The following is a 20771-nucleotide window of genomic DNA, read 5'->3' on the forward strand; positions in this document are numbered from 1 at the left end:
AGTTTACCCGGGCTACGCAGGGCTTCTTTCCCCCTCGGCAGCCGCATCCTCGAGGTCTTCGATCTCTTTCTCCCACGCGTCCTTCGCGAGGCGATACCAGAGATAGAACGCGAAGCCGGCGAAGATGACCCACTCAGCGGCGTAGAAGATGTTCAGCCAGTTGACGGGCGAGCGCTCGGCCGGCGGCGGCGAATCGATGTCGACAAGACCCGCGGGAGCATCGGGTGAGGCGATGTACCCCCGGTACACGTCGAGACCCTCCGTGTCGTGCCAGCGGCTCAGCAACGCCGGACTCGCCATGCGGGTCAACGTCAACGGGTCGGCTTCGCTGCGCGGTGAGGTGGGTCCTTCGTCCGAGATCAGCCGGCCCTGAACCGTCACCGTCGCACCGCCGGCGGCCTCGGCATCGAGTTGTGCGGCCGCGGACTCCGCCTGCTCGAGGGTCGGGGCCCACCCCACGGCGACGGCGATCGAGGTCGGCTCGAGGATGCCGTCGATGCGCAGCTGGCCCGTCACCCAGAAGCCTTCTTCGCCGCCGTTGAACCGCGAAGCGACGATCAGGAAGTCGCCGGGGACCCAGGCGCCCTCAACCTCGACGCGCTGTCCGACGAGCGGCTCGGGCACGTACTCCCCCGGCGCGGCGACGTCGGCGAGTGGGCGCTGCACCTCGGTCGCACCCGGCGGCGGAGGATCGGTGTCGATCGCGTTGGACAGCTGCCACTGGCCGAGCCAGGCGAAGACACCGGCCACGACGAGGCACAGCAGCAGCATGCCGATCCACCGCGGCCGCAGCATGACCTCACGAAGCGTCGGCGGAAAGATCTCAGGCACCGGCTCCGCACCCCGGCCGTCGGTTCCTGAGCGCGCCGAGGGGTCGCCCCCCGCCGGACTCATCATCCGCCCGTGTAGGGCGCGACGACGACCTCGACGCGCTGGAACTCCTTCAGGTCGGAGTACCCGGTCGTGGCCATCGACTTGCGCAGCGCGCCGATGAGGTTGGCGGTGCCGTCGGCGACGGGCGCGGGCCCGTAAAGGATCTCTTCGAGGCTCGCGACCTGGTCCACCCGCACCCGGCGGCCGCGCGGAAGCTTGGAGTGGTGCGCTTCGGGGCCCCAGTGGTAGCCGCGCCCCGGCGCATCCGTCGCGCGCGCGAGCGCGACACCGAGCATGACGGCGTCGGCGCCCATCGCGAGAGCCTTGACGATGTCGCCGGACGTGCCGACTCCGCCGTCGGCGATGACGTGCACGTATCGCCCGCCCGACTCATCGAGGTAGTCGCGGCGAGCGCCGGCCACATCGGCCACAGCCGTCGCCATCGGCGCGTGCAGACCGAGCGTCGCGCGCGTCGTCGAGGCGGCTCCGCCGCCGAAGCCGACGAGCACGCCCGCGGCGCCCGTGCGCATGAGGTGCAGGGCCGCCGTGTAGGTGGCCGCTCCGCCGACGATGACGGGCACGTCGAGGTCGTAGATGAACTTCTTCAGGTTGAGGGGCTCGTCGACGCTCGAGACGTGCTCGGCGGAGACGGTCGTGCCGCGGATGACGAAGAGGTCGACGCCGGCCGCGACGACGGTCTCGTAGAGATCTTGCGTGCGCTGCGGCGTGAGGGCGCCGGCCACGGTGACACCGGCCTCGCGGATCTCGGCGAGACGATCACGCACCAGCTCGGGCTTGATCGGCTCGTCGTAGAGCTCTTGCATGCGCTGCGTCGCGGCGGCCTTCTCGAGCCCCGCGATCTCGGCGAGCAGGGGCTCCGGGTCGTCGTATCGGGTCCACAGGCCCTCGAGGTCGAGCACGCCGAGCCCGCCGAGCTGACCGAGCATGATCGCCGTCTGCGGGCTGACCACGGAGTCCATCGGCGCGCCGAGGACGGGGATGTCGAAGCTGAAGGCGTCGATCGTCCACGCCGTCGAGACGTCTTCGGGATTTCGCGTGCGCCGCGAGGGGACGACCGCGATGTCGTCGAACGAATACGCGCGACGCGCGCGCTTGGCCCGACCGAGTTCGATGTCCATGCTCACGCCCCCAGCCTACCCGCCACGGCTGACACCGCTGCGGGCGTTCAGGCGGCCGAGTAGCGGCCCGAACTCTCGGCGCGCGCCCGCGCCTTCGCGGCCTCTTCGTCACGGTTCTTCGGCGGCGCCGCCGTCACGAGCTCATCGAGCAGGTGCTGCGTCGCATGCTCGATCGCGTGCACGGCCCGAGCGAAGGCGTCCTGATTGGCCCGCGACGGCTTCGTCGTCCCGGCGATCTTGCGGACGTACTGCAGCGCCGCCGCATGCACTTCCTCCGTGCTGGCGGCGGGCTCGAAATTGTGAAGCGTGTGGATGCTGCGGCACATGCCGCCGACGATACGCCGGGGCGCGGCATCCGTCACCCCTCACCCGTCGTGAGACGGACGCCGCCCGGTCACCTCTTGTAGTTGGGCGCCTCGACGACGATCTGCACGTCGTGCGGGTGGGACTCCTTGAGACCCGCCGCCGTGATGCGCACGAACTTGCCCTTGGACTTGAGTTCGTCGATCGTGCGAGCGCCGACGTAGAACATCGACTGCCGCAGGCCTCCGATGAGCTGGTAGGCGACGGCCGACACCGGCCCGCGGTAGGCGACCTGGCCCTCGATGCCTTCGGGGATCAGCTTGTCGTCGCTGGGAACGTCGGCCTGGAAGTACCGGTCCTTCGAGTACGAAGTCTTCTTGCCGCGGGTCTGCAGCGCTCCGAGCGAGCCCATGCCGCGGTACAGCTTGAACTGCTTGCCGCCCTGGAAGACGATCTCGCCGGGCGACTCGTCGGTGCCCGCGAGGAGCGACCCGAGCATGACCGTGTCGGCGCCCGCGACGAGTGCCTTCGCGATGTCGCCCGAGTACTGCAGCCCGCCGTCGGCGATGACCGGCACGCCGGATTCGCGCGCCGCGAGGAACGCCTCGTAGATCGCCGTCACCTGCGGCACGCCGACGCCGGCGACGACGCGTGTCGTGCAGATCGAACCCGGTCCGACGCCCACCTTCACCGCGTCGACACCCGCGTCGATGAGCGCCTGCGCACCCTCGCGCGTCGCGACGTTGCCGCCGATGACGTCGACGTGATCGAAGGATGCGTCAGCCTTGATGCGCTTCACGATGTCGATGACGCCCGCCGACTGTCCATTGGCCGTGTCGACGACGAGGACGTCGACACCCGCGTCGCGCAGGGCCTCGGCACGCTGCCATGCATCGCCGAAGAAGCCGATCGCCGCGCCCACGCGCAGTCGCCCGTGCTCGTCCTTCGTGGCGAGCGGGTACTTCTCGCTCTTGTCGAAGTCCTTGATCGTGATGAGACCGGCGAGCTTGCCGTCGTCGTCGATGAGCGGCAGCTTCTCGACGCGGTGATGCGCGAACAGCGCGATGACGTCGTTCGCGCCGATGCCGACCTTGCCGGTCACCAGCCCTTCACTGGTCATGACGTCCTTGACAAGGGTCGTCTGCCGTTCGAAGCCCGAGACGAACCGCATGTCTCGATTGGTGATGATGCCGAGCAGGCGCCCCTCTTCATCGATCACGGGGAGCCCCGAGATCCGATACTGCGAGCACAGAGCGTCGACCTCTTCGATCGTGGCGTCGGGGGTCGTCGTGATCGGGTCGGTGATCATGCCCGATTCGCTGCGCTTGACCCGGTCGACCATCGCGGCCTGCTCGTCGATGGACATATTGCGGTGGATGATGCCGAGCCCGCCCTCGCGAGCGATGGCGATCGCCATCCGCGACTCGGTCACCGTGTCCATGGCGCTGGACAGCAGCGGTGTCGCGACGGTGATGCGGCGCGTCACCCGTGAGGAGGTGTCGGCCTCGCTGGGGATGACGTCGGTGTGGCCGGGCAGCAGCAGGACGTCGTCATAGGTCAGTCCGACGAAGCCGAAGGGATCGTTGTGCTCCATGGGGTCTCCTGCGCGGTGCAGGTCTTGCACGGCGCGTAGTGCTCGGGGGTGAACGGCGACGGCCGGTGCACACGCGGAACCTGCCGTACCGAGTCTAAGTGTCGGGCTGGCGGGTTTGTTCCGCCTTTTGCGGCTCTTAGCAACCCTTCCGTGTTCCGATTCGATTACGTCCAAAAATGCGCTGTGTACGAATCGCCGACGACGCAATAAGGTCGAACCGTCGTTCATCACGGCCGATTGCGACCCGAGCCTTCGGTGTCCGTGGTGCCTTACTGGAGGTTCTGTGGGTTCTACGATTGTGGCCGCGACACGATCGCGGCGCGGGATATTGACAGTTATCGCGGCGGTGTTCGCCGCCATGCTGTTCGTTTTCAACACGCCGCAAGGCGCCTGGGCCGATACGGGTGATCCACCCGAGGAGCAAGAGGTAACCGACTACTACTTCGGTGGAATCATCACGTTCGAGGGCGAACCTGTTTCCGATGTGACCATGACGATCGAAGGCAACGGGTTCGACGCTGAAACCGTGACCGACACCGAGGGCAAGTGGCGTCTGTACGTTCCAGAGAAGGACTCGTACGTCCTCACGGTCGACGAATCCTCGCTGCCCGACGGTGTCATCGTCGACCCGGCACAGCTGGGCGACGGCATCGCTCTCAAGGAAGGCTCCTCGGGTTCGTTCGATGTGGAATTCGGCCTTACCGGGTCGAAGATCATCAACCTCTTCCTCGGTGAGGGCGAGCGGGTCACGACGTCGTTCGTGGACCAGCTGGTCGAGCGCATCATCAACGGACTGAACTTCGGTCTGCTGCTCGCGCTTGCAGCGATCGGTGTCTCGCTCATCTTCGGAACGACGGGCCTGACCAACTTCGCGCACGCCGAGCTCGTCACCTTCGGTGCCGTCATCGCGGTCGCGCTGGGCGTCGGCCTGCAGATCCCGATGTGGCTGACGATCCCCCTCACGATCATCGCGGGCGGGTTGTTCGGCTACACATTGGATGCGGGGCTGTGGAAGCCATTGCGCCGAAAGGGAATCGGGCTCGTCCCGCTGATGATCGTCAGCATCGGCCTGTCGCTCGCGGTGCGCTACATCTACCAGTTCTTCCTGGGTGGATCGACGTCGCAGCTGCCGGGCGCAGGATCGACGAAGATTCAGCTCTTCGGTGCGATCGCTCTGTCGCCCGTCGCCCTGATGTCGATGGGCATCAGCATCGTCGTGCTCGTCCTGGTGGCCTTCTGGCTGCTGCGCACCCGCGTGGGCAAGGCGACGCGGGCGATTTCGGACAACCCCGGCCTGGCCGCGGCATCCGGAATCAACGTCGATCGCGTCATCCGGATCGTCTGGGTCCTGTCGGCGGCACTCGCGGCCCTCGGCGGCATCCTCTGGGGCTACTTCCGCCCCGGCGTGCGGTGGGACATGGGTGTGCACATCCTGCTGCTCATCTTCGCTGCCGTGACACTCGGCGGGCTGGGGACGGCGTTCGGCGCCCTCATCGGCGCGATCATCGTCGGTCTGCTCGTGGAGGTCTCGACCCTCTGGCTGCCGTCCGACCTGAAGTACGTGGGTGCGCTCGTCGTGCTCATCTTGATTCTGCTGGTCAGGCCACAGGGCATCCTGGGCCGTAAAGAGAGACTCGGATAGGAGGCGACCATGGACTGGGGAGGAATTCTCAATAACACCGCGGGTTGGCTGTTCAGCCCGACGACGATCGCCTACGCACTCGCTGCGACGGGCCTCGCTGTCCACTTCGGCTATGCCGGCCTGCTGAACTTCGGTATGGCGGGCTTCATGGCGATCGGCGCGTACAGCTACGCGATCTCGATCCTGTCGTTCGGACTCCCGTGGTGGGTCGGCATCCTGATCGGGATGGTGGCGGCGACCGTGTTCGCCTTCATCCTGGGTATCCCGACGCTGCGACTGCGAGCGGACTATCTCGCCATCGTGACGATCGCGGCAGCCGAGATCGTGCGACTGCTGTTCACGACGACGGCGTTCGACGCGGTCACCAACTCGGCCGACGGCCTCGGCGGGTACCACGCGGGCTTCCGCGCGGCGAACCCGTTCCCGCCCGGAACGTACGGCTTCGGTCCGTGGACCTACACGGCTGACGCCCTGTGGGTGCGCGTGTTCGGCGTCATCCTGCTGGCGATCGCGGTCTACATCGTGTGGGCGGTCATGCGCAGCCCGTGGGGTCGCGTCCTCAAGGGGATCCGTGAAGACGAAGACGCCGTGCGCTCGCTCGGTAAGAACGTCTTCGCCTACAAGATGCAGGCGCTCGTGCTCGGTGGCATCTTCGGTGCGCTCGGCGGCGTGGTCTTCGCGCTTCCGTCGGCGGTCGTTCCCGCCACCTACACGACGAGCCTGACGTTCTTCATCTGGACGATCCTGCTGCTCGGCGGTGCGGCGACGGTCTTCGGGCCGGCGCTGGGTGCCGTCGTCTTCTGGGTGATCATGGCGTTCCTCGATGGGGTCCTTCCGGCGCTCGCGTCGATCGGGATCCTGCCGATCTCGCCGATCCAAGCGGGCACGCTGCGCTTCGTCCTCGTGGGCATCGCGCTGATGCTGCTCGTCATATTCCGCCCGCAGGGCATCCTCGGCAACAAGAGGGAGTTGACCTTTGTCAAATAACATCACTCCCGAGGGCGGTGTCGCCCCCACAACGGGCAACATCCGTCGTCCCAAGGCGACCGGGCTCGCAAAGGGCGAGGCCGTCCCCGGCGTCGCCAAGACCGACCCGATCCTCATCATCGACAATGTGACCCGCCGTTTCGGTGGCCTCACGGCTGTCGACGTGCAGCACCTCGAGGTTCCGCGGAACGCCATCACGGCGCTCATCGGACCCAACGGTGCCGGCAAGACGACGCTGTTCAACCTGCTGTGCGGGTTCGACAAGCCCAACTCGGGCACGTGGAGCTTCGACGGGACTCAGCTGGCCGGTGTGCCGTCGTTCAAGGTCGCACGCTTGGGTCAGGTGCGCACGTTCCAGCTCACCAAGGCGCTGTCGCTGCTGACGGTGCTCGAGAACATGAAGCTCGGCGCCTCGAAGCAGAAGGGCGAGCGCTTCTGGACGAGCATGATCCCGGCGGTCTGGCGCAAGCAGGAGACCGAGATCGAGGGCAAGGCGCGGAGCCTGCTCAAGCGCTTCAAGCTCGACGCGAAGTCCTCGGACTACGCGGCGTCGCTGTCGGGCGGTCAGCGCAAGCTGCTCGAAATGGCGCGGGCCCTCATGAACGACCCGACGCTCGTCATGCTCGACGAGCCGATGGCCGGTGTGAACCCCGCGTTGACCGAGTCGCTGCTTGAGCACATCCTCGACCTCAAGGAGCTCGGGATGACCGTGCTCTTCGTCGAGCACGATATGCACATGGTGCGGCACATCGCCGACTGGGTCGTCGTCATGGCCGAAGGCCGTGTCGTGGCCGAGGGGCCGCCGGACAGCGTGATGCAGAACAAGGCGGTCATCGACGCGTACCTCGGCGCCCACCAGGACGTCGACCTCGGCATCGTGACCGGGCGCATCGAAGGTGAACTGAACACCTCCGCAATCGAGATGCTCGAGGACATCGAGCAGGCCGAGGCCGAGTCGATCGCCGAAGCCGAGGAGGAGAACAAGTGACCAAGATGACGACGGCCGGAGCCCCCGCGGGCGAGGCTGCCAAGAGCGACCGCATCGTCGTGGAGGTCAAGGATCTCGACGCGGGTTACCTCCCCGGCATCAACATCATCAACGGTGCCAACCTGATCGCCCGCAAGGGTGAGCTGATCGGCATCATCGGACCCAACGGTGCCGGAAAGTCGACGTTGCTGAAGTCGATCTTCGGCATGGTCAAGGTTCGCGCCGGCGAGATCACGGTCAACGGCGAGAGCATCATCGGGCTCAACTCCGACAAGCTCGTGTCGCGTGGTGTGGGCTTCGTGCCGCAGACGAACAACGTGTTCCCCTCGCTGTCCATCGAGGAGAACCTGCAGATGGGGCTCTACCAGAACCCCAAGGCATACGCCGAGCGGCTCGAGTTCGTGACCGGGATCTTCGCGGAGCTGGGCAAGCGCCTCAAGCAGCGCGCGGGCTCGCTCTCGGGCGGTGAGCGCCAGATGGTCGCGATGTCGCGCGCACTCATGATGGACCCCGCCGTGCTGCTGCTCGATGAGCCGTCGGCTGGTCTGTCACCCGTGCGCCAGGACGACGCGTTCATCCGCGTCTCGGACATCAACAAGGCGGGTGTGACGACGATCATGGTCGAGCAGAACGCCCGTCGGTGCCTGCAGATCTGTGACCGCGGCTACGTCCTGGACCAGGGCCGCGATGCGTATCACGGCACGGGCCGCGAGCTGCTGAATGACCCGAAGGTCATCGGCCTGTACCTGGGTTCGCTCGGGCAGGACTGATCTCGCCGTAAAGAGAAGAGGGGTGGATGCCGCGGCATCCACCCCTCTTCTCTTGTGTACGGGCTTCTCGTGTACGGGCATCTCCCCCGAGCACGGGCTTCTTCCCTGCGCGCCTGCGTCCCTCTCCCTGGCCCCAGCGCTTCCCCGCCCCCGTGCCCCCTGCCGAACCCGGAGCACTCTCCTGGGCGCGTGCGTCTTCTCCTGGGCGCGTGCCTCTGAGCTCGATGCGACACCGCTCGTGCACCCTCGGCATACTCCCCCGGGCTGCAGACACCCTCCTGCGGGCGCGTATCCCTGAGCATGCGCGGGATCCGCTGGCCCAGACCTGCGGATCCTGCGGGGCCGCAGCGCCCCTCGCAGCCGGCACACAACGAGAAGGGCCCCGGTTCCGTGAGGAACCGGGGCCCTGAGTGGCTGAAGAGCTCAGCGCATCAATTAGTTGATGCGAACGTGCTCGTTGCCCTCCTGGTATTCGAAGACACCGATCGATGCCTCGGTCGGGTCGCCGGCCTCGTCGAACGCGACGCCACCGGAGTAGCCGTCGTAGTCGGCGACGCCACCCGCGAGGATGATGTCGGCGCATGCGGCGAAGGTGTCGCACTTCTCGCCGTCACCCGAACCACCCGAGACCTCCTGCAGCTTCGCAGCGATCTCAGCGGCGTCCGTCGAGTTCGCGGCCAGAGCAGCGAGCGCCAGGAGCACGACGGCGTCGTAGGACTCACCGGCGTAGTTGAAGTCGACGAGTTCCTCGCCGGCCTGCTCCTGCCACTGCGCCATGAGGCGGTCCTGGAAGTCGTCCGAGAGCACCGGGCCGGGCTGCGTGCCCTTCGAGCCGGTGATGTCCACGGGCATGTCAGCACCCCACTGCGAGGTGTTGCCGTCGACGAAGTAGAACTTCGAGCCGTCGAAGCCGCTGTTGACGAACGACGGAGCGATCGTCGCGGTCTCTTCGAAGCCGATGACCGCGATGGCCTCCGGGTTCTGCGCGAGGATCGACGACACCTGAGCCGAGAAGTTCGTGTCACCGGCGTTGTAGGACTCGGATGCCACAACCTGGCCACCCGTGGCCTCGAACGTCTCGGTCAGCGCGGCCTCGAGGCCCGTGCCGTACGCGTCGTTGAGGTAGATGATGCCGAGCGTCGATGCGCCGTCTTCGGCGATCAGGTTGCCCAGCACCTCGCCCTGCAGCAGGTCGCTGGGAGCGGTGCGGAAGTAGAGGCCGTTGTCGTCCCACGTCGTGAAGTCGGGCGACGTGTTGGCGGGCGAGAACGTGATGACGCCGGCACCGACTGCCTGGTCGAGGAAGAGCTTGGTGACGCCCGATGCCGCAGCACCGATGATCGCCTGAACGCCGTTGCCGAGGAGGCGCGGGACGGTGGTCTCGTAGGCCTTGTTGTCGGGGTCGCCCGAGTCGCCGTACTCGACATCGACAGTGATGCCCTTGGCTGCTTCGTTGATCTCTGCGACGGCGAGGCCGACGCCGGCCTCTTCCGGCGGGCCGAGGAACGCGAGCGCACCGGTCTGGGGCAGCACGGTTCCGATGCTGAGCGTGAGGTCACGCTCTTCCGACGTGTTGGGTGATTCGGTGCTGTCGCCACCCGTTCCTCCGCCGGCGCAGCCGGCGAGAACGAGTGCACTGGCACCGGCGAGCGCGATGCCGCCGAGAATGGCGGACTTGCGCGAGCGGGTGAAGACGCTCATGTTTCTCCTTGTTGTGGGTGACGGGGCTCGGCTCGGGTGCCGTCCCAATGGTCATAACCTAACGGCGCAATGGGCGCCGCAGTGTTGCCATTCGTTAACGATCTATAACGGAAGCGCGATCGGCTGCCGCAGGCCCCGGTATTCCGCGGATTCCGCCTCGCGTCGCGGGGTGCTGCCCCGGTCAGCGCACGCGCTGGCGCCGCGATCGGCGCACGTGCAGGACCGAATCCGCCATGAGCACGGCGAGCGCCACCCACACGAGCGCGAAACCGATCCATCGTTCGAGAGGCATCGGCTCACCGAGGATCCACGCCCCCGAGATGAACTGCAGGAAGGGGGTGATGAACTGCAGCAGTCCGATCACCGTGAGAGACGTGCGGCGCGTTCCTGCGGCGAAGAGCAGCAGCGGCACGGCCGTGACGATCCCCGCAAGACTCAGAAGCACGGTGTGTCCGGCGCCGTTCGCGCCGTAGGTGAGACCGGTCGTCGTCGCGACCACGATCAAGATGACCGTCGCGATCGGCATGAGCCACAAGGTCTCGAGCGTCAGTCCGCTGACGGCGTCGACCGCCGGACCGACCTTCTTCTTCACCAGGCCGTAGAGGCTGAACGATGCCGCGAGCGTCAGCGCGATCCACGGCACGGAACCGTATCCCACGATGATGACGACGACTGCCGCCCCGGCGATTCCGATCGCGACCCACTGCGTGATGCGCAGCCTCTCGTGCAGCACGAGCACCCCGAGCAGGACGGTGGCGATCGGGTTGATGAAGTAGCCGAGGCTCGTCTCGATCACGTGGCCCGACAGCGCCCCGATGATGAAGACCTGCCAGTTGACGTAGATGAACACGGCTGCGAGGGCGGTGAGCCCGAGCACCTTGGGCTGGCGGAACAGTCGCGCCAACCGCCCCCATGTGCGCGTCACCGACAGCAGCAGCACGCAGAAGATCAGCGACAGCACGATGCGCCAGGCGACGATCTCCCAGGGACCGGTCGGAACGAGCAAGACGAAGTACAGCGGCAGAAAGCCCCACCACAGGTACGCCGCGAAGCCGTAGATCCCACCGAGAAGGCGTTCACGCTCGGCCGCACTGCGTCGGACCGGGATCGGTACGCCGCCCGTGATGACGGCGGCTTCACCGAGGTCACCGCCCGTCACGTCAGCGGGCTCGGCGGCGGGCAGGTCTCGGGTCACCAGTCCACCCTAGGGCCGGCGGAACACCGCGACGGCCGGTGTGTGAGCGCGGCCCACAGCCCCGGCTCGGCACCGTCCGGAAAACGACGAAGGACTCGGATGCCGGAGCATCCGAGTCCTTCGTATCGCCTCAGTGAGGCGGGGTTCTCAGCGGACGACGACCGCGAGGACGTCGCGCGCCGACAGAACGAGCAGGTCGTCCCCGCCGAACTTGACCTCGGTGCCGCCGTACTTGCTGTAGATCACACGGTCGCCGACAGCGACGTCGAGCGGAATACGGTTGCCGTTGTCGTCGATACGGCCGGGGCCGACCGCCACGACCTCGCCCTCCTGGGGCTTCTCCTTGGCGGTGTCAGGGATGACCAGACCGCTGGACGTGGTCTGCTCGGCCTCGACCTGCTTGATGACGATGCGGTCCTCGAGCGGCTTGATGGAAACCGACACGGTCTACCTCTTCTTTCCTTGAGACTGAAGACTCGTTAGCACCCGCACAGCGAGAGTGCTAACGCAAGTCTAGGCAAAGCGCTAGCACTCGCGCAACGTGAGTGCCAGCTCGATGTCTCAGCCTAGGCTGGCGGGGTGAACACGGCTGAGCTCACCGCGCTGCTCACCCCCGAGGGGATGCGGCTGCTCGACGAGCTGCCCGCCGCGCACTCGACCGATGACGTCGCCCGCACCGTCACGCGCCTGCGCCGTGCCGGGCACGCCCCCGACCTCGTCTCGGCCGTCGTCTCGCAGGCGCGCCTGCGCGAGCGAGCGCGCGCCAAGTTCGGTGATCTCGCTGAGCGGATGCTGTTCACGCGGGCGGGCCTCGAGCAGGCGACGCGACTGCCCGTCGCGGTGCGCCATGCCGCTCGGTTCCGCGAGGCGGGTCTGACGCGGGTCGCCGATCTCGGCTGCGGCATCGGCGGGGACGCGCTCGGATTCGCGGGCCTGGGGCTGCGGGTGTCGGCGGTCGACGCGGATGAGATCACCGCCGCGATCGCCGCATACAACCTCGCACCGTTCGGCGACGACGTGACGGTCGCACACGGCACCGCCGAGACGTTCGATCTCGCCACGACGGATGCCGTGTGGCTCGACCCCGCGCGCCGGACAGCCGGCCGCACCGAGACGACCCGCACTCGGCCCGAGGACTGGTCGCCGTCTCTCGAGTGGGTCTTCGCGCTGGCCGAGCGAATGCCCGCCGGGGTCAAGCTCGGACCGGGGCTCGACCGCGACATGATCCCTGCCGGTGTCGAGGCTCAGTGGGTCAGCGCCGACGGATCGACGATCGAGCTGGTGCTGTGGTCGGGGGCGCTCGCGCGCCCCGGCATCCGTCGCTCCGCGCTCGTGATGCGCGGCGACGCGGCGCATGAGCTGACGGCCGGGGCCGATGCCGCCGATGAGCCGGCGCGGCCGCTCGGGGAGTACCTGCACGAGCCCGACGGAGCGGTCATCCGCGCGCGCCTGATCGGCGACGTCGCCCGTTCGCTGGATGCCGGCATGCTCGACGAGCACATCGCGTATCTCACCTCGGATTCACCACTCACCTCGCCCTTCGTCTCGACGTTCCGGGTGCGCGAAGAGCTGCCCGCCGATGTGCGCAAGCTCGGCGCGGCGCTGCGTGAACGCGGCATCGGCCGGCTCGAGATCAAGAAGCGCGGCGTCGACGTCGACCCGGCCGTGCTGCGTCGGTCGCTCAAGCTGCGCGGTGACGCCGCCGCAACGCTGTTCCTCACACGCATCGGCACCCGCCGCGTCGCCCTCCTCGCCGACCGGCTCTGAGCACTGCGCAGCAGCCGGGTCTGTGCCCGACACCCCGGCGCGGCCCGTGACGGAGGTCAGGCAGGCGCGGTCAGGCGAAGAGGTTCAGCTGTCCGGCCGCCCACAGCAGCCACCCGGCGCTGTACACGATCGAGACCGAGCCCAGGACGATCGCCCAGACCGCCGTGGCACGACTCTCGACGGGGTTGCGCAGCGCGACGATGCCGAGGATGACGCCGACGAGCCCGACGGGGAAAGCCCAGCCCACCAGGAGTGAGCCGATGAGTCCCACGATCGCGAACCCGAGCGCCCAGCCCGCAAGCCCGCGCGATGCGGGCGGCGGCATGAGCCATTCCACCGTCGCTGCGGCGTAGTCCTCGCTGCCCGGCTCGGCCGGATGCAGCTCGGTCGTCACGTCGACGGGAGCGGTCGGCAGCCGCGAGAACCCGCCGCGGTGAGCACCGGGCAGGGGCACGGCGTCGACGGCGAGCTCGACGTCGGGTGACGCCGGCCCCACGGCGGGCGTGACCGGAACGGGCCGGCGGGCATCGGCGTCGGTCACGCGTCCTCCTCGGCAACCTGGATCTCGGTGACGGGCAGGGTCGAATCCGCACCGAAGGAGAGCGTCGACGGCGGGCGACCCGACATGATGAGCTCGGAAGCGAGGGCGGCGATCATGGCGCCATTATCGGTGCACAGCGACAGCGGTGGAATGCGCACCTGCACACCCGCGGCATCCGCCCTCTCGATCGCGACGTCGCGCAGTCGGCGATTGGCGATGACTCCCCCGCCCAGCAGAAGCCGCGGCACGCCGTGATCGGCGCATGCCGCGAGAGCCTTGGTGACCAGCACGTCGACGACCGCTTCGCGGAAGGATGCCGCGACATCGGCGACCGGAATGGGCTCCCCCGCCGCCTCGCGCTGTTCGATCCAGCGTGCGACCGCGGTCTTCAGCCCCGAGAACGAGAAGTCGTAGCGGTGGCGCGCCATGTCCGAGGCGCGCGACAGCCCGCGCGGGAACCGGATCGCGGTGGGGTCGCCCTCGGCGGCGGCACGGTCGATCTCGGGCCCACCGGGGTAGGGCAGCCCGAGAATGCGGGCGATCTTGTCGAAGGCCTCGCCCGCGGCGTCGTCCATGGTCTCGCCGAGGAGCTCGACGTCGCTCGTGAGATCGCGCACCAGCAGAAGCGAGGTGTGTCCGCCGCTGACGAGCAGGGCGACGGTCGGGTACTCGACCTCGTCACCCGTCAGAATGTCGGCGGCGATGTGCCCGACGAGGTGATTGACGGCGTAGAGAGGCGTGCCGAGCGAGACGGCGAGAGCCTTCGCTGCCCCGACGCCGACCATGAGCGCGCCCGCGAGCCCGGGCCCGCTCGTGACGGCGACGGCGTCGATCTCGTCCAGAGAGACGTGTGCTTCGGCGAGGGCCGCCTCGATCGAGGGCTGCAGGGCTTCGAGGTGCGCCCGAGCGGCCACTTCGGGCACCACGCCGCCGAAGCGGGCGTGCTCGTCCATCGAACTCGCGATCGTGTTGCTGAGCAGGGTGCGGCCGCGCACGATGCCGATTCCGGTCTCGTCGCAGCTCGTCTCGATGCCCAGCACGAGGGGTTCGCGGCGGTTCACGCGTGTGCTCCCGCATCGGCGGGTGCCGCTCCGTGCGCGGCCTGCCAGCCGGCGAGGGCGAGTCGCATCACGACGGCGTCGACGTCGTCGGGCTGGTAGTAGCGCGCACGTCGCCCCATCTCGAGGAACCCTTCTGAGACATACAGAGCCTGCGCGACCGGGTTGTCGGCGCGCACCTCGAGGAAGACGTCGCGGACGCCGCGTCGCACGGCTTCGTCGAGCAGCGCGCGCAGCAGCGCGCGGCCGCGGCCACGACCCCGGGCCTCCTGCGCGATCGTGATCGTCTGCACGTCGGCATCCCTGGCCCCGGCGATCGCCCGCAGCCCGGCATACCCCGAGACATGTCCCGCGGTCTCGTCGACGACGTAATAGCCGTGCCGCGAGGCGAGTTCCTCCTTCATCATGCCTTCGCTCCACGCATCCGACGGGAACGAGGCACGCTCGAGCGCCATGATGGCAGTGAGGTCGCCGGCCGTCGCGCGTCGCAGACTCATGCACCCACCCGCTTGCGGGCGGCGGGCGGGGTCACATCGGGCGCGCGCAGGTACAGCGCATCGTCGGGCCCGATCGTGCGGCCGGCGGTGAGCGCGCGCGCCGCAGCGAGACCGACCATCGCCCCCGAGACGGCAGCGACGTCGCGGCGCTCGGCCCCCGTTTCGGCGAGCACGGCGTCGATCGCGTCGCGCGGGGTCAGAGCGGGCTCGGTCACTCGGATGGGCAGGCCGTCGTCGTCGAGCCCGTCGTACACGGTGTACGCGAACTCGCGGCGCCGCGCGTCGGTCACGACGGCGAAGCGCGGAAGCGCGGCGAACGGATCGGCGAGGAGGATCGCCAGCGCCGCGGCGTCATGACTCACGACGGGAACGACCGGCACGCCCCGACCCTGCGCGAAGGCCCGTGCCGCGGCGATACCGACGCGCAGCCCCGTGAAGGGCCCCGGCCCCATGCCCACGGCGACGTGGCTGATCTCGACGGGCGCGGCAGCCCCGGTCTGGCCGAGGGGGCCGCGCTCGGCCGCGGCGAGCGCGGCGACGAGCAGGTCTCCGATCACCTCGGCGTGGCCGAGGGGATTCGGGCTGGCCAGATCCGCGCAGACGACGCCGTCGGATTCGACGACGGCGACGGCGGTGCCGAGCGAGGTGTCGATGCCGAGGATCACGCATCCAGGGTAAACCGCGAGACGGCGACCGCGCGCCGAGCCCGCGGCTGAACCCACAGCGAGGGCGTGGCGTTGCCGCCGGGTCACGGGGATGCCGCGCGGCGGGGAGCCTTAGAGACCGCCCCGGCCACCCGGGTCAGGGGCGCCGGAAGATCGTCACGCGGCGCGGGCTGTCATCGTCGAGAACGTCCTCTGCGACCCCGGCCACGGACGCGTTGCGCGGAGCCTCGAGCTGCGTGGCCGCCTCGCGGTCGAGCTCGACCTCCCACCACCGGTCCGCGATCGACGCCGCGAACGGCGCGGCCCACTCGGCCACGACGACCGACCCCTCGTAGTCGATGTCGAGGTCGTCGAGCTCGGGCGCCGAGCCGAGGCGGTACGCATCGACGTGCACGAGCGGGGCACCGCCGCTGAGCGATGGGTGCGTCCGGGCGATCACGAACGTCGGGCTCTGGATCGGGCCGCGCACACCCAGGCCCGCCGCGATGCCGCGGGTCAGGGTCGTCTTGCCGGCACCGAGCGGACCCGTCAGAACGACGAGTTGGCCGGGGCGCAGCATCCGCCCCATGCGTTCGCCGAGGTCTTCCATGTCCGCCGGCGCGAGGATCTCGTGCACGCCGACGAGCGGATCCAAGCCCGTCACGACGCGACCTGCCGGCGCGGCACGCGCGCCCCGATCCGCGTGACGACCTCATAGTTGATCGTCCCCGCCGCGTCGCTCCAGTCCGATGCCGCGGGCTGGCCGAGCGTGGGATCGCCGAAGAGCACGACCTCGTCGCCGAGCGAGACGGGGTGGTCGCCGACGTCGACGACGAACTGGTCCATCGCGATGCGGCCCGAGACACGGAACTGGCGACCGCCGATCACGACGGGGCCGCGTTCGGATGCCTGGCGGGGGACGCCGTCCGCATAGCCGAGCGGCACGAGCACGAGCGTCGTCTCACGCTCGGTGCGGTAGGCGTAGTCGTAGGACACGCCCGTGCCTGCCGGGACGCGCCGAACGGCCGTGACGGCACCGCGCAGGGTCATGGCGGGCTGCAGGCCGAGCTCGGCCGATGTCCGGTCGGCGAACGGCGAGAGTCCGTACATGCCGATCCCGATGCGCACGCAGTCCAGTCGGGTCTCGGGCAGTGCGATGGCGGCGTACGTCGCGGCGAGGTGGCGGACGGCGGGGCGCAGGCCCAGAGCGGCCGCCGCCGCGATGCCGTCGAGGAAGACACGCAGGGCGGCGCGGTCCTCATCGTCGGATGCGTTCGAGAGGTGGCTGAACACTCCCTCGACCCGGAGCCGACCGATGCGCTCGAGACGGGCTGCTTCGGCGAACACGACCCCGTAGTCGGCGGGGGCGATGCCGTTGCGGGAGAGGCCCGTGTCGAGTTTGAGGTGCACGCGAACCGGATGCGGACCGGTCGCGGCGGCCTCAGCCCGTACGAGCTGGTCGTACGACGAGATCCCGAGCTCGATCCCCGCCTCGGCAGCCTCGCGGAAGTCGGCCCCCGGCGCGTGGAGCCAGGCGATGATCGGGGCCGTGATCCCCCCACGCCGCAGGGCGAGCGCTTCGGCGATCTCGGCGACGCCGAGTCTGGCGGCCCCGCCCTCGAGGGCAGCGACCGCCGAGCGCACGGCGCCGTGCCCGTAGCCGTCGGCCTTCACGACCGCGATCACCGCGGTTTCGGTGAGGCGACGCAGGTGGCGCACGTTCGCCGTGATCGCACCGACGTCGATCGTGGCTTCGCGGGCGACGCCCGCGGGCAGGGCGCTCATGCGACGTCTCCCGCGCCGGGCGTCGCCTCGGCGATGACATACGCGGTCGCGAGCCCGGCGTCGTGCGACATCGACAGGTGAAGTGCCGTGATCCCGCGCTCGGCGACCGTCTCGGCGGTCGACCCGCTCAGCGCGAACCTCGGGCGCCCCGACGGCTCGGGCTCTATCGCGATCTCGGTCCAGTAGACCCCGTCGGATCCGCCGAGCGCTTTGATGAGCGCTTCTTTCGCGGCGTAGCGCGCCGCGAGCGAGCGGGCCGCGAGCGGCCGCTCGGCGGGGGCGAACAGGCGCGTGAGCAGGCGCGGCGTGCGCGAGATCGAGCGTTCGAACCGTTCGATGTCGACGAGGTCGACGCCGATCCCCACGATCATGCGCGAGCCGTCTACTCGACCGTGACGGACTTCGCGAGGTTGCGCGGCTGGTCGACGTCGAGGCCCTTCGCCGTGGCCAGGCCCATCGCGAAGATGTGCAGCGGCACGACCGAGAGCAGCGGCTCGAACAGCGGCCCGGCGAGCGGAATGCGCAGCACCTCGTCCGCCTTGGGCAGCACGGCCACGTCGCCCTCTTCGGCGATCGCGATGACGCGGGCGCCGCGCGCTCGGATCTCCTCGATGCCCGAGACGACCTTCTTGTGCATCTCGGCCGAATCGCGAGGCGACGGGACGATCACGAAGACGGGCTGGCCGGGTTCGATGAGCGCGATGGGTCCGTGCTTGAGCTCGCCGGCGGCGAAGCCCTCGGCGTGGATGTAGGCGAGTTCCTTCAGCTTGAGCGCACCCTCGAGGGCGATGGGGTAGCCGACGTGACGGCCGAGGAACAGCACGGAGCGCGTGTCTGCCATCCAGTGCGCGAACTGCTCGATGCGCGGCTGCTCGCGTTCCAGGATCTGCGCGATCTTGCCGGGGATCGCCTCGAGCTCGCGCACGTGGTCGGCGGCGTCTGCGGGTGCCAGCACGCCGCGGATGCGACCGATGTGCAGGCCCATGAGATACAGCGCGGTGATCTGCGCGACGAACGCCTTCGTCGAGGCGACGGCGACCTCGGGGCCGGCGTGCGTGTAGACGATCGCATCCGATTCGCGCGGGATCGTCGCTCCCTGCGTGTTGCAGATCGACAGCGTCTTGGCGCCGTGCTCGCGCGCGTACTTGACGGCCATGAGCGTGTCCATGGTCTCGCCGGACTGGCTGATCGAGACGACGAGCGTGTCGGGGCCGATGACGGGGTTGCGGTAGCGGAACTCGTGCGCCAGCTCGACGTCGACGGGGATCCGGGTCCACTCCTCGATCGCGTACTTGCCGACCTGGCCGGCGTAAGCGGCCGTGCCGCACGCGACGATGATGATGCGCGAGATGCCGGCGAAGAGATCGTCGAGCCCGTCGAGCTCGGGGATCGCGACCTGGCCGTCGTGGATGCGTCCGCGCAGCGTGTTGGCGACGGCGTCGGGCTCTTCCGACACCTCCTTCGCCATGAACGACGACCAGCCGCCCTTTTCGGCGGCCGCGGCATCCCACGTCACCTCGAACGGCTCGACCTCGACCGGCTGGCCGTCGAAGTCGGTCACCGTGACTCCGCCGGGCGTGATCGCGACGATCTGGTCCTGCCCGATGGCAAGGGCGTTGCGGGTGTACTCGACGAAGGCCGCGACGTCGGAACCGAGGAAGTTCTCGCCCTCGCCGATGCCGATGACCAGGGGCGAGTTTCGGCGCGCGCCGACGACGAGGCCCGGCTGATCCTCGTGCATCGCCAGGAGCGTGAAGGCGCCTTCCAGGCGCGCCACGACGTGGCGGAACGCCGCCGAGAGGTCTCCCGTGCGCTGGTACTCGCGACCGAGCATCGCGGCGGCGACTTCGGTGTCGGTCTCGCTGCGGAAGGTGAAGCCGTCAGCGAGCAGCTCCTCCTTCAACTCGGAGAAGTTCTCGATGATCCCGTTGTGGATGACCGCGAGCTTGTCGTCGTCGGCGAGGTGCGGGTGCGCGTTCTCGTCGGTCGGCGCACCATGGGTCGCCCAGCGGGTGTGTCCGATGCCGGTCGTCCCGTCAGGAAGCGGGTGCGCGGCGAGGTCATCGCGCAGCACCTGCAGCTTGCCCGCACGCTTGCGCATGTCGAGGTCGCCCGCACCGTCGATGACGGCGATCCCGGCGGAGTCGTACCCGCGGTACTCCAGTCGCGACAGACCGGCGATGAGGATGGCCTGGCTCTGCCGCGGGCCCACGTATCCGACGATTCCACACATGGACTCAATCGTAAGGCTTGCGAGGGTGCGAACCCGCTGAGAAGGCGGGAACGGCTCGTCAGAGCTTGCGCAGCAGCACGCGCTCCACGGCGTGGTTGGCCGCCTTCTGCAGCACGAGCGTCGCGCGGTGCTTGGTCGGCAGCACGTTCTCCTCGAGGTTGGGCAGGTTGATCGCCCCCCAGACGCCGCGCGCGTACTCCACGGCCTCGTCGTCGCTGAGGTGGGCGAAGTTGTTGAAGTACGAACTCGGGTTGGCGAACGCTCCGCGCTTGAGGGCGAGGAATCGGTTCAAGAACCATTCGGTGATGTGCTCGGAGTCGGCGTCGACATAGATCGAGAAGTCGAACAGGTCGCTCACGGCGACATCGTTGGGCGCGGGCGGAGGCTGCAGCACATTGAGCCCCTCGACGATGACGACGTCGGGTCGGCGCACGGTGACGTGGGCGTCCGGCACGATGTCGTAGCGCAGATGCGAGTAGAACGGCGCGCGCGCTTCGGGCGCTCCGCTCTTGACGTCGCTGAGGAACTCGACCAGCGCGCGCCGATCGTACGACTCGGGAAAGCCCTTGCGCTGCATGAGCCCCCGGCGCTCGAGCTCGGCGTTGGGGTAGAGGAAGCCGTCGGTCGTGACGAGTTCGACCCGCGGCGTGCTCGGCCACCGACTCATGAGCTCGCGCAGCAACCGGGCGATCGTCGACTTCCCGACGGCCACCGAGCCTGCCACACCGACGACGAAGGGTGTCGTGACATCGGGTTCGCCGAGGAACGTGCTCGTGTCGACACCGAGGTGCTTCGTCGATGACGCGTAGAGCGACAGCAGTCGACTGAGCGGCAGGTACACCTCGCGCACCTCGGTCAGATCGAGCCGGTCGCCCAGGCCCCGGATCTGCACGACCTCGGTCTCGGACAGCGGCTGCTCGACACCCGCCGCAAGACGCGACCATTCGGCCCGCCCGATCTCACGGTAGAGCGAGTCGGCGAGCGTCGTCGTCACGGCATCCTCGGCTTGCATCGCGCCCATGCTAGTGCCTGTTGAGACCCACCCGCCGCCGCA

The 20771-nt window shown here is 68.7% G+C and carries 21 protein-coding genes; 5 read left to right on the forward strand and 16 right to left on the reverse strand.

Features of this window, described 5'->3' with window-relative positions; all coding sequences use genetic code 11:
• Window positions 1-12: 12 nt before the first annotated feature.
• The 4 genes from AC25Y0_RS01990 to guaB form a co-directional block, all read right to left on the reverse strand.
• A complete protein-coding gene (locus AC25Y0_RS01990) occupies window positions 13-795 on the reverse strand; it encodes an SURF1 family protein (protein WP_488134167.1) in 783 nt (260 codons plus the stop codon).
• Window positions 796-893: 98 nt separating this feature from the next.
• Entirely contained in the window at window positions 894-2012 is a 1119-nt protein-coding gene (locus AC25Y0_RS01995; RefSeq protein ID WP_488122873.1) for a GuaB3 family IMP dehydrogenase-related protein, read from the reverse strand.
• Window positions 2013-2059: 47 nt separating this feature from the next.
• The gene (locus AC25Y0_RS02000) at window positions 2060-2338 is read right to left on the reverse strand and encodes a DUF2277 domain-containing protein (RefSeq protein WP_488122680.1); all 279 of its coding nucleotides are present in this window, start codon (window positions 2336-2338) and stop codon (window positions 2060-2062) included.
• A gap of 68 nt (window positions 2339-2406) precedes the next feature.
• Window positions 2407-3909, reverse strand: coding sequence for an IMP dehydrogenase (guaB, locus tag AC25Y0_RS02005; protein WP_488122681.1), 1503 nt, complete (start codon window positions 3907-3909; stop codon window positions 2407-2409).
• 337 nt (window positions 3910-4246) lie between these two features.
• On the opposite strand from guaB, the gene AC25Y0_RS02010 reads away from it, so the two are divergent.
• From AC25Y0_RS02010 to AC25Y0_RS02025, 4 genes are read left to right on the forward strand one after another with little or no spacing between them, the layout of a single operon-like run.
• Window positions 4247-5551, forward strand: coding sequence for a branched-chain amino acid ABC transporter permease (locus tag AC25Y0_RS02010; protein ID WP_488122874.1), 1305 nt, complete (start codon window positions 4247-4249; stop codon window positions 5549-5551).
• A 9-nt stretch (window positions 5552-5560) separates the two neighbouring features.
• On the forward strand, window positions 5561-6538 hold the full coding sequence (locus AC25Y0_RS02015) for a branched-chain amino acid ABC transporter permease (protein ID WP_488122682.1): 978 nt from the start codon (window positions 5561-5563) through the stop codon (window positions 6536-6538).
• Window positions 6528-7526 (forward strand): ABC transporter ATP-binding protein, encoded by a 999-nt coding sequence (locus AC25Y0_RS02020; RefSeq protein WP_488122683.1) that lies wholly within the window; start codon window positions 6528-6530, stop codon window positions 7524-7526. Before AC25Y0_RS02015 ends, AC25Y0_RS02020 begins: the two co-directional genes overlap by 11 nt.
• Window positions 7527-7531: 5 nt before the next feature.
• A complete protein-coding gene (locus AC25Y0_RS02025) occupies window positions 7532-8296 on the forward strand; it encodes an ABC transporter ATP-binding protein (protein ID WP_488122875.1) in 765 nt (254 codons plus the stop codon).
• A gap of 435 nt (window positions 8297-8731) precedes the next feature.
• Here AC25Y0_RS02025 and AC25Y0_RS02030 read toward each other — a convergent pair whose 3' ends face one another.
• From AC25Y0_RS02030 to groES, 3 genes are all read right to left on the reverse strand, one after another.
• On the reverse strand, window positions 8732-9997 hold the full coding sequence (locus tag AC25Y0_RS02030) for an ABC transporter substrate-binding protein (protein ID WP_488122684.1): 1266 nt from the start codon (window positions 9995-9997) through the stop codon (window positions 8732-8734).
• 181 nt (window positions 9998-10178) lie between these two features.
• Entirely contained in the window at window positions 10179-11123 is a 945-nt protein-coding gene (gene rarD, locus AC25Y0_RS02035) for an EamA family transporter RarD (protein ID WP_488122876.1), read from the reverse strand.
• Window positions 11124-11339: 216 nt separating this feature from the next.
• Window positions 11340-11636 (reverse strand): co-chaperone GroES, encoded by a 297-nt coding sequence (gene groES, locus AC25Y0_RS02040; protein ID WP_194414427.1) that lies wholly within the window; start codon window positions 11634-11636, stop codon window positions 11340-11342.
• A 135-nt stretch (window positions 11637-11771) separates the two neighbouring features.
• On the opposite strand from groES, the gene AC25Y0_RS02045 reads away from it, so the two are divergent.
• Window positions 11772-12959: a class I SAM-dependent methyltransferase gene (locus tag AC25Y0_RS02045; protein ID WP_488122685.1), complete on the forward strand. Its 1188-nt coding sequence runs from the start codon at window positions 11772-11774 to the stop codon at window positions 12957-12959.
• 70 nt (window positions 12960-13029) lie between these two features.
• Here AC25Y0_RS02045 and AC25Y0_RS02050 read toward each other — a convergent pair whose 3' ends face one another.
• The 9 genes from AC25Y0_RS02050 to coaA all read right to left on the reverse strand — a co-directional run bounded on the left by AC25Y0_RS02050 (window position 13030) and on the right by coaA (window position 20729).
• Window positions 13030-13500 (reverse strand): hypothetical protein, encoded by a 471-nt coding sequence (locus AC25Y0_RS02050; RefSeq protein ID WP_488134107.1) that lies wholly within the window; start codon window positions 13498-13500, stop codon window positions 13030-13032.
• On the reverse strand, window positions 13497-14561 hold the full coding sequence (gene tsaD, locus AC25Y0_RS02055; RefSeq protein ID WP_488134108.1) for a tRNA (adenosine(37)-N6)-threonylcarbamoyltransferase complex transferase subunit TsaD: 1065 nt from the start codon (window positions 14559-14561) through the stop codon (window positions 13497-13499). The genes AC25Y0_RS02050 and tsaD overlap by 4 nt, the downstream gene beginning before the upstream one ends.
• Entirely contained in the window at window positions 14558-15055 is a 498-nt protein-coding gene (rimI, locus tag AC25Y0_RS02060) for a ribosomal protein S18-alanine N-acetyltransferase (RefSeq protein ID WP_488134109.1), read from the reverse strand. The genes tsaD and rimI overlap by 4 nt, the downstream gene beginning before the upstream one ends.
• Window positions 15052-15720, reverse strand: coding sequence for a tRNA (adenosine(37)-N6)-threonylcarbamoyltransferase complex dimerization subunit type 1 TsaB (tsaB, locus tag AC25Y0_RS02065; protein ID WP_488134110.1), 669 nt, complete (start codon window positions 15718-15720; stop codon window positions 15052-15054). Before tsaB ends, rimI begins: the two co-directional genes overlap by 4 nt.
• Before the next feature lie 136 nt (window positions 15721-15856).
• On the reverse strand, window positions 15857-16363 hold the full coding sequence (gene tsaE, locus AC25Y0_RS02070; protein ID WP_488122690.1) for a tRNA (adenosine(37)-N6)-threonylcarbamoyltransferase complex ATPase subunit type 1 TsaE: 507 nt from the start codon (window positions 16361-16363) through the stop codon (window positions 15857-15859).
• Entirely contained in the window at window positions 16360-17484 is a 1125-nt protein-coding gene (alr, locus tag AC25Y0_RS02075) for an alanine racemase (protein WP_488122691.1), read from the reverse strand. Before alr ends, tsaE begins: the two co-directional genes overlap by 4 nt.
• On the reverse strand, window positions 17481-17855 hold the full coding sequence (locus AC25Y0_RS02080; protein ID WP_488122692.1) for a holo-ACP synthase: 375 nt from the start codon (window positions 17853-17855) through the stop codon (window positions 17481-17483). Before AC25Y0_RS02080 ends, alr begins: the two co-directional genes overlap by 4 nt.
• An 11-nt stretch (window positions 17856-17866) precedes the next feature.
• Window positions 17867-19717, reverse strand: a complete 1851-nt coding sequence (gene glmS, locus AC25Y0_RS02085; RefSeq protein ID WP_488122693.1) for a glutamine--fructose-6-phosphate transaminase (isomerizing) — start codon at window positions 19715-19717, stop codon at window positions 17867-17869.
• 58 nt (window positions 19718-19775) lie between these two features.
• Window positions 19776-20729: a type I pantothenate kinase gene (gene coaA, locus AC25Y0_RS02090; protein ID WP_488122694.1), complete on the reverse strand. Its 954-nt coding sequence runs from the start codon at window positions 20727-20729 to the stop codon at window positions 19776-19778.
• Window positions 20730-20771 lie beyond the last annotated feature (42 nt).

It is taken from the genome of Microbacterium sp. Y547 (assembly GCF_057669785.1).